The organism is Chitinophaga vietnamensis (assembly GCF_902167635.1).
Taxonomy (GTDB): Bacteria; Bacteroidota; Bacteroidia; order Chitinophagales; family Chitinophagaceae; genus Chitinophaga; species Chitinophaga vietnamensis.
The window spans coordinates 231,104-250,646 of the sequence record NZ_CABHMS010000008.1; the positions used below are offsets into that span (position 1 = coordinate 231,104).

The following is a 19,543-nucleotide window of genomic DNA, read 5'->3' on the forward strand; positions in this document are numbered from 1 at the left end:
GTGAATAAAGAAAGGGCGTTCACCTTTCTTTATTCACCTTTCGTATTTTTGTGCATCATGGAATTGAAAAATAAAAACCTGAATCTTCCTATAACAATCGTTTCTATCGCCATTCCGGTGGTGGTAGCATTGTTGTTCTTTTTACCGAAACCGGAAATGCATCCGGGTTTTGATATCAGGATATTGCCGCTTTTCCATGCCATCCTCAATTCCGCTACTGCCGTACTGTTGCTGGCCAGCCTCTATTTTATCAAAAATGGCCATGTGAAAGCCCACAAGATCGCTAACCTCGTTGCAGTGACACTGTCGGTGCTCTTCCTTGTATCATATGTAACCTATCACGCGATGGCGCCTGAAACCCGCTTCGGTGATGTAGACCACAACGGCGTTGTAGATGCTGCCGAAAAAGCTTCTCTCGGCGGTATCCGTTACCTGTATCTCTTTCTGCTGCTGACCCATATTGTACTGGCTGGCGTTATCGTTCCGCTGGTGCTGTTCACCTTGTTGCGCGGCTTCCAGAACGATATCCCGCGCCACCGCAAGATCGCCCGCATCACCTGGCCCATCTGGTTTTATGTGGCCGTTACCGGCGTGATCGTTTATATTATGATCTCTCCCTATTACCATTGATGTAGTTGGTAAGCATTTTTAAACAGGATGGCTTAATTTTGCAGGATCAAAAGATAGTGATATGAAGCAACTGAGCGCGTTATTACTGACTGGCTGTTTACTGGCCATGAGCCCATCGCTGATGGCACAATGTTCCCTGTGCACCAAAACGGCACAACAGCTCGGAGAAGGCCCCGCAAAAGGACTGAATAACGGTATCCTCATGCTGGCGCTTACCCCGCTGGTGATCATTGGCTTCCTCGCCTATCGCTGGTGGCGCAGTAATAAGGAAGCCTGACAGTTGGCATCGCTAACAACTTCCTTTTATAACTATGATAACCTACAGACAAGCAGACATTGCTGATATCCCCGTTGTTTCCCGACTGCGCCTGCAATTCCTGCAGGAAGTATATCCCCAGGCGGATACTTCCAAAAATGATATCCTGTTACAACAGCTTGATGCCTATCTCCGCGAACACCTCCCCAAAGGCGATTTCGTTAATTGGCTCGCGCTCGACCGCAACGAAGTAGTGGCCAGCGCCGGTATCGTATTCTATAACCAGCCCCCGCTCTATCATAATCTCGAAGGAAAAGTAGCCTATATACTCAATGTATTTACGTTGCCCGCCTATCGCCGGAGAGGCATAGCCCACGGGCTTTTTGAGAGAATAGTGGAAGAAGCGCGCCGCCGTAATACCGGCAAGTTAAGCCTGCATGCAACACCCGATGGCCGTTCTTTGTACGAACAGTTCGGCTTCCTGGCAGGTGATAATGAAATGACCTGCCAGATGAGCCGTATACAATAAGGTTGTGGATAGGATAATAGGATAAATCAGGCTTCTTCACTTAACTCGAACTGCGGACAATCTACACGCAGATCTGAAGGCTTCATTGAAAGACGGAACAAGTTGCAATAATGCCCTTTCTTGTTGGTGCTGTAGTGCTGACAATTAAAGCACATCTCTTGCGTGGAAGTAACTTCCTGCTGATTGAGTTGGTAAATGAGCTGCATCAGCTGCTCCAGCAATACGCCTTGCTCCTTCTCTGAAGTCAATGCTGCGCTGTCTTGCAAAGGCTGCGCAAAACGTTCTACCTTCCTGGCAATAGCCTTGCCTTCCTTCACCAGCTGCAAACTGTGGCTGCGGGTGTCGGTGGCGCTGGCCTTTCTCACAAGATACTGCTTCTGTTCCAGCGATTTTACCGCATCACTGATCGTGGCCTTCGTCATATTGAAATAGGAGGCCAAGGATGTGACAGTGCGCTTCTCTTCCGGATAATGAAGCAGGAATGTAAGTACCTGGATCTGTATAGGACTTAACCCATACTGTGTGGCCTCTTGCCATAATAGCACTCTAAAGGCTTCTGATAATCGCTCCAATGCAACCACAACTTTACTTGAAGTGTTGTCGGTTTGCTGCTCGGGACTGAATGTGGATACTTTCCCCATGATTTTTTAAGTGGCTGTCCTTATTAATCGGGGCAAGGTACAATATTAAAATATCGGTGTAAATAGCATGTTAGTGACATCCTTGTAATTCATGGATATGGTACCCCCGCTGGCTGATATCCCTTTCCCAACGAGGTATCATCTCCTCCGTATGGCAAAACCGGCAATCCTTGTAGGATACGAAACCCTTATCCGGCCTGGATTGCAGCCATTCGTTGGCATAGGCGCGCACCGCCTCCACCTCCGTAACGGCCGGCGCTATCACGTAAAAATGAAGAAACCCGCCTCCGGGCAACTTCGCATAAGTGTCATAAACTGCTGCTAACATGACAAGATCATTTCCGGGCTAACGGTAACGGTTATACTAAATCAGCGTAAACCCGCCTTTTTCCTGGTAACTCCACAGTACCACGCTGAGACTCACTGCTTTAAACCAGGCTTCCTCCATTCGCTTCACCTCGGCGGCGCTATGCCCCGCCGACGCCAGCAAGTTATTGGCCGCCTGCGTTACGGGATACACAAACGTGGTCAGATAACGGAGAAACACCGGCGGAATACCCGGCAACACATCCTCTTTCTTCAACTGTAAAGCAATCCGCTGCTCAAATTGCTGCCAGCGCCCGTCCTCATTACGCGTACACAATTGTGTTATCCACTCGCTGAACCGCGGCGACAAAGCATTTACCAGGTTGATACCCGTGGAGAAGTATTGAGATAGGTAATCATTGGCCAGTATATAGGCCTGCCAGGCATTCAGCAGGTCCTGTTCATGGCCTTGAAGAATAGCGGCTGCCTTGTTCAGGTATTGCTCATCTTCCTGCGTCAGCAACAACATGCGCTTCAGCATCACCAGTTCCTGCGGACTGATAGAAGAGCCGCCTGTACCAGTGTTTGCAGGTGCCCGCTCTCCGGCATTACTCATACATTCACATGTTTTTGTTAGGGGATTCACAAATATAATGAGGTTTCCTAACTATAAAAATTTTTATAAGGGCTTAGTACGCAGTGCTAATACATGTATATGATTTTATTGCATGATGGTTAAATTTCATATAGTTTTGGAGAGATGAAGAACCACCTGTACTACTTTAACCGGAGCGGCCTTCCCTTAATACCTCCTGTTGCCGTGACGGACGAAACGCCCGTGAATAGCGGCTTTGGAAGAGCGCTCTACCTCAGCGCCTGGTCGGTGGCCGGCGCTGTTGCCGGCTGCGCCCTGACCTATGGCATTACCTGGCTGATACAGCAGATCACCAACCTCGCATTCAACGGAGAGCTGTCGTCGCATGCCTGGCTACCGGAACAAAGCGGCCTCGGGCCGGCCATCGCACTGATTCCGGTAATAGGCGCTATCGCCTGGTGGCAGCTGCGCCAACGCTCGCCGCTGGCCAGCGCAGCAGGTATGATCATTGGCACCGGCGCCGGCGCGCCACTCGGCGCAGAAGGCGCCGCCATGTACAGCAGTAGTACTGGCATACAATACCTCTCCCGCAAATGCGGCCTCAATACTTCGGAAACAACTATCGTGAGCAGCGCTGTTATCGCCGCGGTGATCACCTGGTGCTTCGGAAGCCCCCTTGCTGCTATCTTCCTGGCCATAGAGCTGTTCTTGCCGGTACTGGCCCTCTCCACCTTGCTGCCGCTCGGCTGCGCGGTGGCGGTAGCTGCTGCCGGCGTATGGCTTTGGCGCCAGCCACAGTATGATGTGAGCGCTGCCACGCCCGCCACTCTCTCACTGTTAGGCATATACGTAGTAATAGGACTTTTAACCGGAGGGCTGTCGGCATTGCTGATACGCAGCACCGCCCGCATGAAACGCCTGCGCGAAAAACTCAACGGCCAGCGCCGCTGGTGGCTGCTCCTGGGGCCGGTAGCCACGGGGCTTATCGGATGGTGGGCGCCTGAAACTTTAGGGCCTGGCACAGCCATATGGCACGATCTGCTGCATGCAGGTGTTACCATGCAAACGATGATGGCGATAGCTTGTCTGAAATTATTGTCGTGGTGGTGTTATAACATTGCCCTGGAAACCGGTACCAGCGTTCTTACGCTGTTGTCGATCGGTGGCGCCTGGGGGCTTACTATCGCTTTCATTTTCCAGGTATCCCTGGACGGTATCACCGTCAATCCTGCCATGGCGGCAATAGTGGGCATGTTCGCATTATTTGCCGGCGCGTCAAGGGCGGTGCTGGCATCGGTGATATTTGCACTGGAAATATCACACAGCGGCCACCTGGCATTGCCCGTGCTGCTGGCCTGTTCTGTCGCTTATTTCGTGTCATCTTTCACGCAAAGCGGCGTAAGGCGCAAAGCCGCGCTTCGCGCGTAAGAAAATCGCGTAAGAAAATAATGTGATCATCTGCGGGCGAAGCCCGCCTTTGCGTCTTTGCTCCTTATGCTGCTTTGCGTGATGCTGCTTTGCGTGATGCTGCTTTGCGTGATGCTGCTTTGCGTAAAAAAATTATTCTCCGCCGGAAACAAATTTCAATCCTGCAATAGAGCCAATCAGCATGATCAGGAAGAAGATACGCCAGGCCGCTGCTGGTTCTTTAAAGAACAGAATACCGGCGAGGGCAGTACCAGCCGCGCCAATGCCCGTCCATACTGCATAAGCGGTGCCTATCGGCAGCCCGCTGTTGATCGCCTTGTTCAGGAAAAGAAAACTCAATGTGATCGCTACAAAGAAACATACAGAAGGCCACAATCTGCTAAAGTTTTCGGAATACTTCAGGGAAATAGTAAAGCCCACTTCAAACAAGCCTCCAATGATCAGGAATAGCCAAGCCATAATAACCAGGTTTAATAGGTGATGAAAAATTAGATGATACTAAAGAAGGACAGGCATGAAACGCCCTACAGCCAAGGATTAATGGCCGTAATTAAATACCGCGTAAACGATTAATATACCGATAGAGATAGTACGCATATACGCGAAGATACAAAAATTCTCCGGGGGCTCAGAGCCGCCGCAAAGCTTCACGTACGCTTAACGCAGCAAGGGGATGCGCGCCCACAAAGCGCTTTACCGCTTCGGGACTGGTTTTGGCGTACTCCCGCAACGACCACCCGATGGCTTTCTGGATAAAAAATTCTTTCGAACCGCTGCAATGAAGGATATACCGGAACAATAAAGCCTCGTCCGTATCTTTCTTATAACCATTCTGAAAAGTGATAGCTGCACGTTGCAACCACATATCATTGCTTTTGATCCACTGATCGGTAGTAGCGGGTTGTAAGGCCGGAAACCGCTTCAGGAGCGGCGCTACGAGATAAGAGATGGTATTGTCCACTGTTTCCCACCATGATTTATGCACCATCATCCATTCAAACAGTTCAATATGCGCTGCTGTCCACTGTTTGGGCATCTTTTGCATGATATCGATGGCGGCATATTGATATTCCCGCTCCGGCAACATCCACAATGCGTTGATGAGTGCGGGCATCTCTGCAATAGGCGGATAGCCGTGGGCCTTCATCATCTCGCTGATCATCTGCCGCCGCGCAGGCGTTTTGATACCCAGATGGGCAAACTGATTTTTGAGATACTGCGTCATGGCCACTGCATCGGCAGGATGGGCGGCCTTTTCGAAAGTGCTGGTGATCAGGCCCAGGTAGTCCATACTATTTTTTTGAGCGGATATAACGGTAAAGGTTAAACGATTTTTCCTGCATGTGCTGCCTGATCTCTTCCTGTAGTTGTTGTTTATTCACATCGTGCATGCGGCGGTGCTGGATCAGCTGGTAGGCTTTCTCTGCCAACAGTTGTGCATGGCGTTGCGGCTGATGCAGGATATTGGCCTGGTGTTGCTTTACGGCTGCTACAATTTCGTGTATGCCTTGCTGTTGGGTGGCCACCGATTTGACAACAGGTATCTCCCATCCTCCATGGTGGCGGCTGTGCGCCAGCATACGCAGGTTTTTTACAAATTCGTCGGCATTGGCACGGTCGGATTTGTTAACGATAAAGATATCTGCGATCTCCATCAATCCGGCTTTCATGGTTTGTATTTCGTCGCCGGCTTCGGGCACTACCACTACCATGGTGGTATCGGCAATGCCTGCGATCTCTACTTCGCTTTGTCCTACGCCTACAGTTTCTATGAATAGGTAGTCAAAGTTTGCCGCCCGGATCACATCGCTCACTTCAATGATCTTGGGGCTAAGCCCGCCCAGGGCGCCCCTGCTGGCCATCGACCGGATGAATACCTGCGGATGATTAAAATGCTGGCTCATTCGGATACGGTCGCCCAGCAGCGCACCAAAATTAAAGGGAGAAGAAGGGTCTACAGCGATGATGGCTATACGTTGTTGCTGTTCCAGCAGGTGGGTGATGAAAGCATTTACCAATGTGCTTTTCCCGGCGCCCGGCGGACCGGTGATGCCGATCACCTTAGTGGAACTGTTGCCCGGCAAGGATTCCAGCAATTGCTCATAGCCGGCTGCTTCGTTCTCTACCAGCGAAATACATCTCGCCAGCGATTTAATATCGCCGCTTATCAATCCGGATAAATACTGCTGGTACATGTATGCTGATGGAGTGGTTTAAGTGCAAAAATAGGGATATCTCCTTTTAACCAGCCAGCGAACGATAGATACGGAGGTATTGCGCCGCAATATCATCCCAGCGGAAAGCGTCGGCATGCTTGCGGATAGCGGCTGCCGTCTGGTATTGCGCGTAATGCGCAAGCCCTTTGCGGAAAATTTCCTGCATATCGGCGGGTTCAAAATTGCTGAAGTAGTAGGCCAGCGAGCCGCCCACTTCCGGTAAACTGGTTTTGTCCGACAGGAACACCGGCTTGCCGAAGTGCATAGCTTCAATCACAGGTATGCCGAAACCCTCTGCCACGGAGGGAAACGTAAAGGCGGTGCAATTGGAGAGATACCAGTATTTATCTTTTTCATTCACCGGCCCGATGATCTTCACACGGTCCTGCACGCCGTAGATAGCAGCTTCCTGCAGGATGCGCGCCTTGTAGGCTTCATTCACATTGCCCGCGATCACCAGTTCATAGGCATTGTTTGCTAACAGGCATGGCAGTACGTGAAAATTCTTTTTAGGCAGCACCGTCCCGATGGAAAAAAGGAAACCGCCTGCGGGCCTGTATTTCGGGGCATCGAAGCCGGGAAACTCTTCCACATGGCAACCATTGTAGATCACACTGATCGGTTTGTTACCGATATGCAGGTGTTGCATGATATCGTCTTTCACATATTTTGATATCACCACCAGGTGATCTGATTGATCAACCGTGCGTTGTACCTTGGCGAGCAAACGATCTTTTTTATGCACATGGTTATCTTCATATAAAAAATTGAGATCGTGCAAAGTGAGCAGCCGCTTCACTTTCCGGTTGCCCGGCGCATAATCTGATGATTGGTAGGTAGTATGCCATACATCAAACTGCTGCCGGTAAGGCATGAATATTTTATGCCAGGATTGTTGGGCAAGATAATGTGCTTTGGGTCCGAAATGCGCGCCGGCTTTGGATGGCAGATAATAGTAAACGGCTTCGCCGGCATTCGCCTGTTTCAATATGGCTTTACCTAGTTCGCTGCAATAGGTGTACAGTCCTGTATTCGGATATTTCATTCTTTCGCAGTCGATAAGGAATCGAGACATAAAGGCAACAGTTGCTAGGTTGATTGAATTAATTTTTCCCAAATATAAGCAGGTCAATCAGAAATAAAAGCATATTTGTTTTGATGGCTCAGTGCGTGAAAGGCTTGTCTGTATTAATTCGCACTAATTTTATAACTTAGGGATTATGACTAATTTCATTGCAATATTTCCGCTGAGTGTGGTGGCTTATCCGGGCGAGCAACTGAACCTGCACGTGTTTGAGCCGCGCTACAAGCAGCTGGTAGCGGAGTGTGTGGGTGAAAGTAAACCATTTGGTATTCCTTCAGTGATCGATAAAAAAGTGATGGAGTATGGCACACTGATGCAGGTAGAGCGGGTGGAAAAGTTTTATGATAACGGGGAGATGGATATTGTGGCCCGTGGCCTGAGCGTTTTCCGCACATTGGAACTAATCCAGCAAATACCGGATAAACTATATGCCGGCGCGATTGTAAATTACCCTGATAGTAACGAAGCCGGCAGTCCGCGCCTGTTGCAGGAAGTGTTGCACGCTATCCGCGAGCTGCATGCTATCTTGCAGGTGCATAAAACATTCCGCAAGAACGACGAAGACCTGCGCGCCTACGACGTAGCACATCATGTGGGCCTTTCCCTGGAAGAGGAATATGAGATGCTGCACCTGTTCTATGAAGTGCAGCGGCTTGAGTACCTGAAACGCCATCTGCACAAGGTTATTCCCATGATGGCAGAAATGGAACGGCTCAAAGAACGCGTAAAACTCAATGGCCATTTCCGGAATCTATCTGCCGGGGATATTTAATTTTTTATTAAGATGATGATCTGTAGAGGATTTTGAAAGATAAAATCCGGAACTTTAACGCCTTTTTAACAGGGCGGAATTTGGTTTTTTTTGCTTCCCGCATTAAAAAGTAGATATTTGCAGACCTAAATTTTTAGTACTAGGCTTAAACTCAATTGGATACTAAATGCATTGGACAAAAGTCAGCATTCTTTGCTTTCTGGGAGCCCTGTTTCTCGTGGCAAATAATGCTACCGCACAGGATAACTCACCATACTCGCGTTACGGATTGGGAGATCTGAACAACAACCAGAATATTGTCAACCGCGGTATGGGTGGCGTATCTCAGGCCTACGGTGATCCTCAGTCGGTGAACTATATCAATCCGGCCAGCTATTCCAACCTGGTACTGACCACACTGGATATCGGTGTGGAAGGCGGTTCACGCAGCATCAGGGACAAACAAGCCAGCTTCAACTCCGGCTTCGGTACCCTCTCTTATCTGCAATTGGGCATCCCCCTGAAGAAAAAATGGGGCATGAATATCGGTCTCCGCCCGGTAACCCGTGTATCCTACAACATACAACAGCCTGTACAACACACTTTCTTTGATACCACCAAACTGCCCGTCTCCGATATCTTTGAAGGAAGCGGCGGCTTGTACCAGGTATACCTCGGTACCGGCGTAGGTATCGGCAACTTCAGCATCGGTGTGAATGCCGGCTACCTCTTCGGCAGCATCGAAAACAACAGCCGCGTAATATATCCGGACAATACCATCTTTGCATCCAGGCATATGTCGCGCATCAGCTATAGCAGCTTCTTCTATAAAGTGGGCGTACAATACAAGGCCAAACTGAACAAGGAAATGGACCTTTCCTTTGGCGCCACCGGAAGCCTGAAACAGAGTATGGGCGCTCGCCAGGAGTCGCTTACAGAAACATTGCTGTTCAACGGTTCCACCAACGACTATACGAACCAGGATACCGTAAAATATGCGAAAGGCGAAAACGGTAAAGTCATCTACCCCGCTGAATTTGGCGGTGGTATATTGCTGCGCAAACTGGATAAATGGTCTCTTGGTGTAGATTTCAATACAACCCAATGGGGCAACGACTTCCAGACCTATGGCCGGAAAGATTCAGTGCAGAACTCCTGGAAACTGGCCATCGGCGGACAGTTCGTGCCTAACATCAACGCGCTCAGCGGCTACTGGAACAGAGTAGCTTACCGCCTCGGTGCTTACTACGGTCTCGACTATGTGAAATTATACGGTCAGAACATGCCAGCCCTCGGCTTCACCCTGGGCGCCGGCCTGCCCGTACGCAGAATGCCCTACTCTAACCAGTACAGCATGATCAACGTAGCCTTCGAAGTAGCGCACCGTGGTAATACCAATACCGTGCTGCAGGAAAATGTGTACCGCGTATCCCTCGGCTTCACATTGAGCGACAGATGGTTCATCAAGCGTAAATATGATTAACGCACCTCGTGCATGATCCATAAAAGCATTCTATATTTTCTTATAGCCGTTACCGTTAGTAGTTGTGAAAACGACATACAAACGGTAATGTCTTTTGATTCCAAAAAGGCCGCCGTAGAAAATGGTACAGATATCACGATCATTTTCAGCCAGAATGGACGGGTGAACGCCAAACTTACCGCGCCGGCACTGGAACGCAGCCTCGACAGGCCCTCCTACGTGGAATTCAAGCGCGGCCTCAAAGTGTACATGTACGACACTACCCTCGCACTCTCCAGTACGCTCTCCGCCAAACACGGTAAATATCTTGAAGAAGAAGGTAATGTTTATCTCTCCGACAGTGTAGTCGTGATCAACGCTAAAGGCGAACGCCTCGATTGTAATGAGCTTAACTGGGACCCTAAACGAAAAGTGTTCTACTCCACCAAAGAAGTGTTTATCCAATCACCTACCGCTACTTTGCATGGCTGGGGATTGGAAGCCAATGAAGACTTTACAGAAAAGAAAATACTCAAGGTAAGTGGCCCGATGACGGTGGAAGACAGCACCTCGATGGCGCATGATACTACCGTAAATGCGGTACCGGCGCCCGTTGCGCCCAAGCCTGCCGGCAATACGCCTGCCATCAAAGCACCGGTGGCCGCACCGCTTATTACACCGCCTGCAAGAACATCCCGGCAGGATTCAGTTAAACCATAAACTAACGTAATAGCATAAACGAAAGAACCCTACCTCTGCAGGTAGGGTTCTTTCGCTTTAACCTATTTTTTAACCTAAAATTTGGTAATATTAGAACCAATAATTATGCCAAGTGCCGGTATTTTGATTATATTTAAAAGAAACAGGAAACTATGGAATCAATCAACTGGCAAGACTTTGAAAAAGTAGAAATGAGAGTGGGCACTATCCTCGAAGCAAATGATTTTCCCAAGGCCCGTAACCCGGCATACCAACTCATGATCGATTTCGGTGAAGAAACAGGTATTCGCCGTTCCTCTGCACAAATTACAAAATTATATAATAAAGAGGAGCTCATTGGTAAGCAAGTAATCGCCGTTGTCAATTTCCCGGTAAAGCAAATTGCCAATTTTATGTCCGAATGTTTGGTACTTGGAGTGGTTGGTAACGATAAGGAAATTGTATTGCTCACCCCCGATAAAAAGGTGGAAAATGGCTTCCGAATAGGCTAAAAATAGGGATAAATTGATATATGTTTACCTGTAAGTGCCTGTATATCAAATAAGTATTTAGCTAAATTTAAATCAATTTTATTAATTTATAATATTGCAAATATCTTAATATAATAGCTCATTCACCATTATCCGATGTTCACGAACTAATTCATGACGTTCACGGAAATGAAAATTGAAACCTGGTTCGGGACTATATCTTTGTATCAGGTTTTTCATAGGATATGGTTAAAATTATTACAAGGGCGGTATTCTTACCACCCTTTTTTATTTCTCTCCTTTTCAGCGTTCCTGCGGGCCTTTTTCAGTAACTTTTTGTATACTCTCTTAATAATCAATAAATTAGTATTGAAAATCAAATATTTGTATTATTATAAAGTATTTTTCAACTCCATGCGTTTAACGTCAGTTTCCGTACGTTAACCGAGAAAAATACACCATTCACAAAAATGAATGCGCACATAATCAAAAAAAGGATCACCTTTGGTGTAGGTTTTTCAATAAAGATATGGTTAAAATTTTTCGGGGCTGTAGTCTTGCAGCCCCGTTTCTTTTTTATAGACCTTTCCATTCGCATCGTTGTAAACTAATAATAAATAAAAAAGCCCCCGCGCTATTAGCGTGGGGGCTTTTCTTTTGGGCTGCCTGCTTATTTTTCGCTGAAGGCTGCCGGGAAAGATTTATTCAATAAGTTATTATAGATAAAACGATAGGCTTCGCTGGAAGAGTGCTGCGCCTTGATGCCGCGCCATCCGTGGCGTTCGCCGGGATAGAGCATGAACTCGAAATGTTTATTCAGGTTCTCCAGCTTGTCGATCAGCTGAATACAGTTCTGCATGTGCACATTATCATCCATGGTGCCATGGGTAATACGGAGCAGGCCCCTGTATCTGTCGGCATAGGTCATCACGGCCGTTTGTTTGTAACCTTCCGGATTTTCGGCCGGGGTATCCATGTAGCGCTCCGTGTAGTGGCTATCATAGAGCTGCCAGTCGGTAACGGCGAAATTAGCCATGCCATAATTGAATACCGATGCGCCATAAGTAAGCGCCATGCAGGTCATATAACCGCCGAAACTGCCGCCGGTGATACATATCCTGGATGTATCAACCCAGGCCTGGGAACGCAGCCAGGAAGCGGCATCCATATAATCTTCAATTTCATGGATACCCAGCTTGCGGTGGATATAGTTCATCCCCATCTTGCCCAGCTGGCCGCTGCTGCGATTGTCGATCACCACCTGTATCACGCCTTCCTGCGCCCACCACTGTTGGGTGAGAGAAGGCTTCCAGGTATCGAACACCTTGCCTGCATCCGGGCCGCCATAGATATCGATGAGCACCGGGTATTTTTTACCGGCCTCCATATGAAGCGGCATCATGATAGTCATCGGTAACTCAAGGCCGTCGCGGGTTTTGTAATACTTCAAAGCGGCGGTGGCTACATTGTATTTATCGAAATCCGCGCCCTTGCTATCGCCCAGCTCACGGATCATTTTACCATTATTATCTACCAGCGCCATTTTAGCCGGCGTTTGCAGGTTGGAATAGGTGTCAATAAAATATTTACCATCTGGTGAAATGCTCACCTGGTTATCGTAATTGCCGGAAGTGAGGCGGGTGATAGCGCCCGACTGCAAACTCACTTTGTAGAGATCAAAGCGGGTAGAGGCCTCTTTACGTGCAGTGAAATAAACGATCATATTTTTCTGATCGATGTGCACTACGTCTTTTACGGTCCAGTTGCCGGAAGTCAATTGCTTTTTAAGCGAGCCGTCGGTACTGTGCCAGTAGAGGTGCGCCCAGCCGCTCTTGTCGCTTTTCAGCAGGAAGCCTTTATTATTATCGAGGAAAGGCACGGCATCGAACCAGTCGATCCAGGTTTTTTGTTTCTCATCGTAGATCTCTTTCCTGGCGCCGCTTTCCGGGTTGATGCTATATATTTTCAGGTTATCCTGGCCACGGTTCATCCATTGTATCCAAAGGCTTTTACTATCGGCGGCCCAGAAAGGCGTACCGAAATACTGGTCATCATTTTCGTTGAAATCAGCCCAGGTAGTGGCGCCGCCGCTAACCGGCACAATGCCCAGCTTCACGGCCGGATTGGGATCGCCTGCTTTGGGATAACGGGTATTTTCGAGATAGCCATGTTGCCCCTTTTCGCTGTAGATGGGGAACACCGGCACTTTGGTATCATTGAAATGCATGTAAGCAATGTGGCGGCTATCAGGGCTCCACCAGAAAGCGCGGTATTTGGAAGGGCGGCCCAATATCTCTTCATAATACACCCAGGATGCCCAACCATTGTAGATCACATCTGTGCCATCGTTGGTATAGCGGATTTCTTTGCCAGTGGCCACTTCCACGCTGTAAAGGTCATTATTGCGGGTAAAGGCTACATATTTTCCGTTGGGCGACAGGGTAGGATTTTTTTCTGTTGCGGCATCATTGGTAAGCCGTGTTTCTTTGCCATCGGGCGTTTTATAGAATATGTCATTATCTTTTACCTGCACGCTGGGGCCATCTACCGGTGCGGTATAGATGGTGGCCTTTCCGCTGCGGGCGTCTACCGACCAGGCCTGCAGGCGGCCGGTAGCAGTATCAGGGCGCATTTCCAGGTAATGTTCTGCATCTGCCCAATCCCTGATCATAGGTAAAGGTTTGGAGATATTGAGCGGCTTACCCCTGAATGCCTGTTCAAAAGTAATATCCTGCTTTTGTTGCGCCTGTGCGGCCGGAAGCCATAGTAACAGCAAAGAGGCGGGTTTTAACCATTGTACACTTCTCATAACTTGTATTAACGGGTGATTTGTTGGTTGTTGGCGGGCGAAAATACGTATAACTGCCAAACAGCACTCGATAATTTGTATAAACGGCCCTTCTATAATCACCATTTGTAATGTGATTGCTGCCAGTTATTCGGAATTTCCCTGCAACGAGGAAGTATAGCTGGAAATCGCAGTAGTGGCGCGTACTTTTATACCGGTTTTCATAGGATATGGTCAAAAAAGTAAGGGGCTGTAGTCTTGCAGCCCCTTTCCCTTGTTCCTTCTCTATTATTCAGTTATTTTTGCACTCCAATTTGGATTTACACATGACACAATTATCTGAGCAAGAGATTATACGCCGGGAAAAATTGCAGGAGCTGCATAAACTGGGCATAGATCCCTACCCCGCCGCCGAATATCCGGTAAATGATACTTCCGTTAATATAAAGACCAATTACTCGGAAGCCACCAAAGAGCAATTCCAGGATGTATGCCTGGCAGGCCGTATCATGAGCGTACGCGATATGGGCAAGGCTGCATTTGTGGTGATACAGGATAATGTAGGCCGTATCCAGTTGTATATCCGTCAGGACGATATCTGCCCGGGCGAAGACAAAAGCCTGTACAGCACCGTTTTCAAGAAACTCACCGATATAGGAGATTTTATCGGGGTGAAAGGTTATGCCTTCATCACCAAAACCGGTGAAACCTCCGTACATGTGAGGGAACTGAGCATCCTCGCCAAAGCACTGCGCCCGCTGCCGGTGGTGAAATCGGTAGATGGCCAGGTGTTCGATGAAGTGACCGATCCCGAATTTAAATACCGCCAGCGTTATGTAGACCTGGTGATCAATCCGGAGGTGAAAGAGGTGTTCGTGAAACGCACGAAGATCATGCAAACCATCCGTGATTTCTATAACAACCTCGGATATCTTGAGGTGGAAACGCCCATCCTGCAAGCTATTCCGGGTGGCGCAGCCGCACGCCCGTTCATTACGCATCATAATGCGCTGGATATGCCGCTTTATCTGCGTATCGCCAACGAACTGTACCTCAAACGCCTGATCGTAGGCGGTTTTGAAGGAGTATACGAATTTGCAAAAGATTTCCGCAACGAAGGGATGGACCGTACGCACAATCCGGAATTTACCGTGATGGAAATGTATGCCGCCTACAAGGATTATGAATGGATGATGAGCACTACCGAAACCCTGCTGGAAAAAGTAGCCCTTGCACTGCATGGCACTACACAGGTACAGGTGGGTGAAAAAAACATCGACTTCAAAGCGCCCTTCCGCCGTGTAACTATGTACGAAGCCATCCAGGAGCATACCGGCATCGATATCTCTCAAATGGATGAAGCCCAGCTGCGCGATGTTTGCAAACAGCTGAACATCCCCGTTGATCCCAAGATCGGTAAAGGAAAACTGATCGATGAAATCTTTGGTGAAAAATGCGAAGGCCACTACATCCAGCCTACCTTCATCACCGATTACCCGGTGGAGATGAGCCCGCTCACCAAAAAACATCGCAGCAAACCCGGTCTGGTAGAGCGTTTTGAACTGATGGTAAATGGTAAGGAGATCGCCAACGCTTATAGTGAGCTCAACGATCCCATCGATCAGCGCGAACGTTTTGAAGAACAGGTGAAATTGATGGAACGTGGTGATGATGAAGCCATGTATATCGATTACGACTTCCTGCGTGCACTGGAATACGGCATGCCGCCTACTTCCGGCATCGGTATCGGCATTGATCGCCTGACCATGCTGATGACCAACCAGCCATCTATCCAGGACGTGCTGTTCTTCCCGCAAATGAAACCAGAGAAATAATTTAGAGATTTCTTGATTTACGGATTTTTTGATTGAGAGATTTTTGATGGAAGCCTTCAGGCAAACCCAATCAAAAAATCCCTAAATCAAAAAATCCGTAAATTAAATTGCGCTAACTTTAAGTAGGTCTTAAAATTAGCTATATGAAAACGATCATTGTTCCCACCGATTTTTCAGATACCGCCTACAACGCCGCGACCTACGCACTCAAACTGGCAGGAGAACTAGGTACTACCCGCATTGTACTTTATCACGCATATGAGCTGATCGTTCCCATTCCGGATGTACCATCCGCCGTGCCGATGGTAAATTCAGACGACCTCAAAGCCGCCAGCCTGGAAGGTTTGGAGAAGATGAAAAATGAATTGTCCAGCCTCTTGCCCGCTGGCAGCACCTTGGTAACCCGTGCAGATAATACGCTTCTTCCCGCTACCATCAACGATGTATGCAAAAACGAACAGGCGGACCTCATTGTGATGGGCATCACCGGCGGCAGCAAAATGGAAGAAATACTTGTTGGCTCCAACACCATTGATGTGGTGAAACACACCAATACACCGGTGCTGATCATCCCCGCCGATGCGCGGTTCCGCCGTATTGAAAAGATCGTGTTTGCCTGCGACCTCCGGAATGTAGCAGAAACCACGCCCATGGCCCCACTCAAGAAATTGCTGGATGTATTCAAAGCAGAATTGCACGTCATCAACATCGATCATGAAAGCAGGCACTTCACCACGGATACGCCTTTTGAAACCCTCATGCTGGACACCCTGTTGGAAGGGTACCATCCACAATATCATTTCATCGATAACCCGCATGTAGTAGCAGGTATCGTAGAGTTTTCCGAAGAGATCAAAGCAGATCTTATTCTCACCATACCTAAAAAACATGGATTGTTCGAAAGTATCTTCAAACGCAGCAGCACATCCAAACTGGTCTATAAAACGCATATTCCCTTGCTGACCATACACGAATAAATTTTTATACATTTGATCATCAACACTCATCATAACACTATGCTTAAAAGAACACTGTTAGTATTGCTGGGCGTTTTTTGCCTGCAAGCCAGCCAGGCACAGCTTTTGGACAAACTGAAGAAGATCGCGAAAACCACTACTGGAACGGATTCCAACAGCAGTGTTGGCGGTAATTTCACAGAGGCAGAAGCCGGATCAGCGATCAAGGAAGCGCTTTCAAAAGGAGTAAGCGCAGGTATCGCGAAGCTCAACAAGAAAGACGGATTTTTTGGAAGCGATGTTTACAAAATGCTGCTGCCGCCAGATGCCGTAAAGATCGGTAATACCCTTCGCGCAATAGGTCTCGGCAGCCTCGTAGATAAAGCCATCCTTCAGATCAACCGCTCTGCGGAAAAGGCCGTAGGATATGCTGCCCCCATCTTCGTAGATGCCATCAAACAAATGACCCTCACCGATGCGCTTAATATCGTAAAAGGTGGTAGCACCTCTGCTACTGATTTCTTCAAAAGCAAAACCACGGATAAGCTGAAAACTGCTTTTTCTCCGGTCATCAAAAGCTCGCTCGACAGTACCAGCGCTACCCGCTATTACGGCGATATCGTTACTAAATACAACAGCTTGCCTACCACTTTCAATAAAGTGAATCCTGACCTGCAAGACTATGTGACCACTATGGCCGTGAATGCCCTCTTCGACCAGATCGGTAAAGAAGAAGCCAGTATACGCGCCAATCCTGCTGCACGTACTACTGACCTGCTGAAGAAAGTTTTCGGCGGTAAATAATCAAAAATTAATAAAAGGGCCTGTAGCATATCGCGCCAGCTGGCGCAATATGCTACAGGCCCTTTTATTAAATAGTTACGCGAGGCTGGTCAGCAGCACCTGCCACGCTTCCTGCACTTTGCCAGCCCGGAGCAGCTTTTGTGCATAAGTATGCAGTTCGCGCTCCATTTCATCAGGCGTGACGCTATAATATTGTATGATCTGTTTGAGATGATCATCAGAGAAAGAGGGATCCACTACCGGCATTTCATGTACATTACCCAGTTGGCCCAGGCAGTTACCCGTGAGGATATTACTGTTGCGGATAGATAACGGTAACGCATCTACGCCGATGCCCAATTGTGTATTGGGTTTGGCCACTTCAAAAACAGCGTCGCCGGAGGCGCGGCAGTAGAAGTCGCCGCCCATGCGGGCTACCAGGTCGATCTTATGCGGATCGATCCGGCCTTTGTTGTCAAGAATGTCGTCATTGATATGTACCATCACCGGCTCGCAGATCACGAGGTTGCCGGCGCCGCCCTGGTCGCCGGTTTCAATTACCTGCTTCACTATGCACTCCATTTGCACGGGGCTTTCGTTTACACGGAAAGGTTTTATTTTTTCGGATGGCAAAGGCGTGAAGCCCGCCTTTTCAAATTCACTTACGCCGGCCGGATATTCGCAGCTTGCGAGCGATGTTTGTTGCACCATCGCATAGTTCACCACGTTGATCACCACTTCTTTGGTGGCGTAGATATTTTCCAGTGTATGCTTCACCGTATTATCCCTAACGCGCCGTGAAGGCGAAAAGATCAGCGTAGGCGGATTGGAGCCGAAAATATTAAAGAAGCTGAATGGAGAAAGATTAGGTTGCCCGTCTTTATCAACTGTGCTGGCGAAGCAGATCGGCCGGGGCGCTACTGCGCCCAAAAGTAAAGCATGCAGCTCCGATGTTTTGATGGTTGAAGGTTGGATGCGCATGACCTATACATTTTTTTTGAGTGCCAGCAGGGAGAAGTTAAGATCTTCTGCCACGATGGTGTTGGTGAGGGTACCGAGACCGTCGATCTCCATTTCCACTACATCGCCGGCCTGCAGCCATTGTTCGGGGTAGTTGGGATCGTTCAGTTTACCGGTGCCGTTGAGTTCCAGGAAACAGCCGGTGCCTACGGTGCCGCTGCCGATCACATCGCCGGGAAGGATATTGGCGCCGTATGCGCAACGTTCCAGTATCTCCGCAAAGGTCCAGTCCATATCCGCCATATTGCCTTCACTCACTTGAACGCCATTTACTTTGCAGGTCATTTTCAGGTTATAGTTGTTGCCGGTATGGCCGGGTTTTGCCGGCACCAGCAAGTGTTCCAGTTCATCGGGCGTAACGAGCATCGGGCCTATTACGGTGCTGAAATCCTTGCCCTTGGCGGGTCCCAGGTTCAGTTTCATTTCTTCCATCTGAAGCGTGCGTGCGCTCATATCGTTCATGATCATGAAACCGCCGATATACTCATCCGCTTCTGCTGCGGTGATATTACGGCCTGCCTTGCAAACCACGATGGCCACTTCGAGCTCGAAATCCAGTTTGTTGAAGTGATCCGGCATACAGTGAATCGCGCCGGGGCCCTGGATGGCATTGTGGTTGGTGAAATAGAAGATCGGGTACTGATCAAATTCCGGGATCATCTCCACCTTGCGGTTGCGGCGCGCTGCCGCCACGTGCTGACGGAAGGCATAGCCATCACGACAGGAAGTAGGGAAAGGCACCGGCGCCAATATCTGCACACTATCATAAGGGACGCCGATCGCGGAACCTGGTTTGGTACCGGCTTTCAGCTGTGCATCGGCATGTAAGGCGATTTCGATCACATCTTCCCACATCAGCAGGAACATCTGCATATTGTTAGGCAGGTCGGGATGGAGATCTTGTGTATTGTATAATAGCCCATCTGCCAGGATGGCCAGCTGGTCGGCTTCTTCTCTTAAATAAGTAACAAGTTTCATGATCTGGTTTGTGTTCTGGTTGTATGAATGGTCAAATATAAGAAATGTGGGGAAGGGGATACCAGCTCCCGTTTAAATCTTTATATTTATACATC

21 protein-coding genes are annotated in these 19,543 nt (G+C 48.6%); 11 read left to right on the plus strand and 10 right to left on the minus strand.

Features of this window, described 5'->3' with window-relative positions; genetic code table 11:
* The first annotated feature begins 57 nt into the window (after window positions 1–57).
* The 3 genes from FPG75_RS21240 (at window position 58) to FPG75_RS21250 (ending at window position 1,415) form a co-directional block, all read left to right on the plus strand.
* The gene (locus FPG75_RS21240; RefSeq protein WP_143309696.1) at window positions 58–630 is read left to right on the plus strand and encodes a DUF420 domain-containing protein; all 573 of its coding nucleotides are present in this window, start codon (window positions 58–60) and stop codon (window positions 628–630) included.
* Between the two features lie 61 nt (window positions 631–691).
* The gene (locus FPG75_RS21245; RefSeq protein ID WP_143309697.1) at window positions 692–907 is read left to right on the plus strand and encodes a hypothetical protein; all 216 of its coding nucleotides are present in this window, start codon (window positions 692–694) and stop codon (window positions 905–907) included.
* A gap of 34 nt (window positions 908–941) precedes the next feature.
* Window positions 942–1,415, plus strand: a complete 474-nt coding sequence (locus FPG75_RS21250; protein ID WP_143309699.1) for a GNAT family N-acetyltransferase — start codon at window positions 942–944, stop codon at window positions 1,413–1,415.
* A 26-nt stretch (window positions 1,416–1,441) separates the two neighbouring features.
* Here the strand turns inward: FPG75_RS21250 and FPG75_RS21255 are convergent, their stop codons facing one another.
* The 3 genes from FPG75_RS21255 to FPG75_RS21265 all read right to left on the minus strand — a co-directional run bounded on the left by FPG75_RS21255 (window position 1,442) and on the right by FPG75_RS21265 (window position 2,978).
* Window positions 1,442–2,056: a MarR family winged helix-turn-helix transcriptional regulator gene (locus FPG75_RS21255; protein WP_143309701.1), complete on the minus strand. Its 615-nt coding sequence runs from the start codon at window positions 2,054–2,056 to the stop codon at window positions 1,442–1,444.
* 70 nt (window positions 2,057–2,126) lie between these two features.
* Window positions 2,127–2,384, minus strand: coding sequence for a DUF2024 family protein (locus FPG75_RS21260; RefSeq protein ID WP_143309702.1), 258 nt, complete (start codon window positions 2,382–2,384; stop codon window positions 2,127–2,129).
* A gap of 36 nt (window positions 2,385–2,420) precedes the next feature.
* Window positions 2,421–2,978 (minus strand): protoglobin domain-containing protein, encoded by a 558-nt coding sequence (locus tag FPG75_RS21265; protein WP_143309704.1) that lies wholly within the window; start codon window positions 2,976–2,978, stop codon window positions 2,421–2,423.
* Between the two features lie 144 nt (window positions 2,979–3,122).
* Between FPG75_RS21265 and FPG75_RS21270 the strand changes: the two genes are divergently transcribed.
* Window positions 3,123–4,385, plus strand: coding sequence for a chloride channel protein (locus FPG75_RS21270; RefSeq protein ID WP_143309706.1), 1,263 nt, complete (start codon window positions 3,123–3,125; stop codon window positions 4,383–4,385).
* 132 nt (window positions 4,386–4,517) lie between these two features.
* On the opposite strand, the gene FPG75_RS21275 is transcribed toward FPG75_RS21270, so the two are convergent.
* The 4 genes from FPG75_RS21275 to FPG75_RS21290 form a co-directional block, all read right to left on the minus strand.
* Window positions 4,518–4,844: a DMT family transporter gene (locus FPG75_RS21275; RefSeq protein WP_143309708.1), complete on the minus strand. Its 327-nt coding sequence runs from the start codon at window positions 4,842–4,844 to the stop codon at window positions 4,518–4,520.
* A gap of 169 nt (window positions 4,845–5,013) precedes the next feature.
* On the minus strand, window positions 5,014–5,676 hold the full coding sequence (locus tag FPG75_RS21280; protein ID WP_143309710.1) for a DNA alkylation repair protein: 663 nt from the start codon (window positions 5,674–5,676) through the stop codon (window positions 5,014–5,016).
* Window position 5,677: 1 nt separating this feature from the next.
* Window positions 5,678–6,580, minus strand: coding sequence for a methylmalonyl Co-A mutase-associated GTPase MeaB (meaB, locus tag FPG75_RS21285; RefSeq protein ID WP_143309712.1), 903 nt, complete (start codon window positions 6,578–6,580; stop codon window positions 5,678–5,680).
* Between the two features lie 46 nt (window positions 6,581–6,626).
* On the minus strand, window positions 6,627–7,676 hold the full coding sequence (locus FPG75_RS21290; protein ID WP_143309714.1) for a glycosyltransferase family 4 protein: 1,050 nt from the start codon (window positions 7,674–7,676) through the stop codon (window positions 6,627–6,629).
* Window positions 7,677–7,821: 145 nt separating this feature from the next.
* Between FPG75_RS21290 and FPG75_RS21295 the strand changes: the two genes are divergently transcribed.
* From FPG75_RS21295 to FPG75_RS21310, 4 genes are all read left to right on the plus strand, one after another.
* Window positions 7,822–8,457 (plus strand): LON peptidase substrate-binding domain-containing protein, encoded by a 636-nt coding sequence (locus FPG75_RS21295; RefSeq protein WP_143309716.1) that lies wholly within the window; start codon window positions 7,822–7,824, stop codon window positions 8,455–8,457.
* Window positions 8,458–8,623: 166 nt separating this feature from the next.
* Complete coding sequence (locus FPG75_RS21300) at window positions 8,624–9,919, plus strand: hypothetical protein (RefSeq protein ID WP_143309718.1); 1,296 nt, start codon at window positions 8,624–8,626, stop codon at window positions 9,917–9,919.
* An 87-nt stretch (window positions 9,920–10,006) separates the two neighbouring features.
* Window positions 10,007–10,618 carry an LPS export ABC transporter periplasmic protein LptC gene (gene lptC / locus FPG75_RS21305; RefSeq protein ID WP_161596873.1) on the plus strand — a complete coding sequence of 204 codons (612 nt, stop codon included), beginning with the start codon at window positions 10,007–10,009 and terminating at the stop codon, window positions 10,616–10,618.
* Window positions 10,619–10,770: 152 nt separating this feature from the next.
* Entirely contained in the window at window positions 10,771–11,109 is a 339-nt protein-coding gene (locus FPG75_RS21310) for a tRNA-binding protein (protein ID WP_143309722.1), read from the plus strand.
* Window positions 11,110–11,758: 649 nt separating this feature from the next.
* On the opposite strand, the gene FPG75_RS21315 is transcribed toward FPG75_RS21310, so the two are convergent.
* Window positions 11,759–13,897 (minus strand): S9 family peptidase, encoded by a 2,139-nt coding sequence (locus tag FPG75_RS21315; protein ID WP_143309724.1) that lies wholly within the window; start codon window positions 13,895–13,897, stop codon window positions 11,759–11,761.
* 305 nt (window positions 13,898–14,202) lie between these two features.
* Here FPG75_RS21315 and lysS point away from each other — a divergent pair, with 305 nt between their 5' ends.
* From lysS to FPG75_RS21330, 3 genes are all read left to right on the plus strand, one after another.
* A complete protein-coding gene (gene lysS / locus FPG75_RS21320) occupies window positions 14,203–15,711 on the plus strand; it encodes a lysine--tRNA ligase (RefSeq protein WP_143309726.1) in 1,509 nt (502 codons plus the stop codon).
* Window positions 15,712–15,854: 143 nt separating this feature from the next.
* A complete protein-coding gene (locus FPG75_RS21325; protein ID WP_143309728.1) occupies window positions 15,855–16,688 on the plus strand; it encodes a universal stress protein in 834 nt (277 codons plus the stop codon).
* 39 nt (window positions 16,689–16,727) lie between these two features.
* Window positions 16,728–17,471 (plus strand): DUF4197 domain-containing protein, encoded by a 744-nt coding sequence (locus FPG75_RS21330; protein ID WP_143309730.1) that lies wholly within the window; start codon window positions 16,728–16,730, stop codon window positions 17,469–17,471.
* Window positions 17,472–17,546: 75 nt separating this feature from the next.
* Here the strand turns inward: FPG75_RS21330 and FPG75_RS21335 are convergent, their stop codons facing one another.
* Both FPG75_RS21335 and FPG75_RS21340 read right to left on the minus strand, forming a co-directional pair.
* Complete coding sequence (locus FPG75_RS21335) at window positions 17,547–18,431, minus strand: flavin reductase family protein (RefSeq protein WP_143309732.1); 885 nt, start codon at window positions 18,429–18,431, stop codon at window positions 17,547–17,549.
* A gap of 3 nt (window positions 18,432–18,434) precedes the next feature.
* On the minus strand, window positions 18,435–19,448 hold the full coding sequence (locus FPG75_RS21340) for a fumarylacetoacetate hydrolase family protein (RefSeq protein WP_143309734.1): 1,014 nt from the start codon (window positions 19,446–19,448) through the stop codon (window positions 18,435–18,437).
* Window positions 19,449–19,543: the final 95 nt, after the last annotated feature.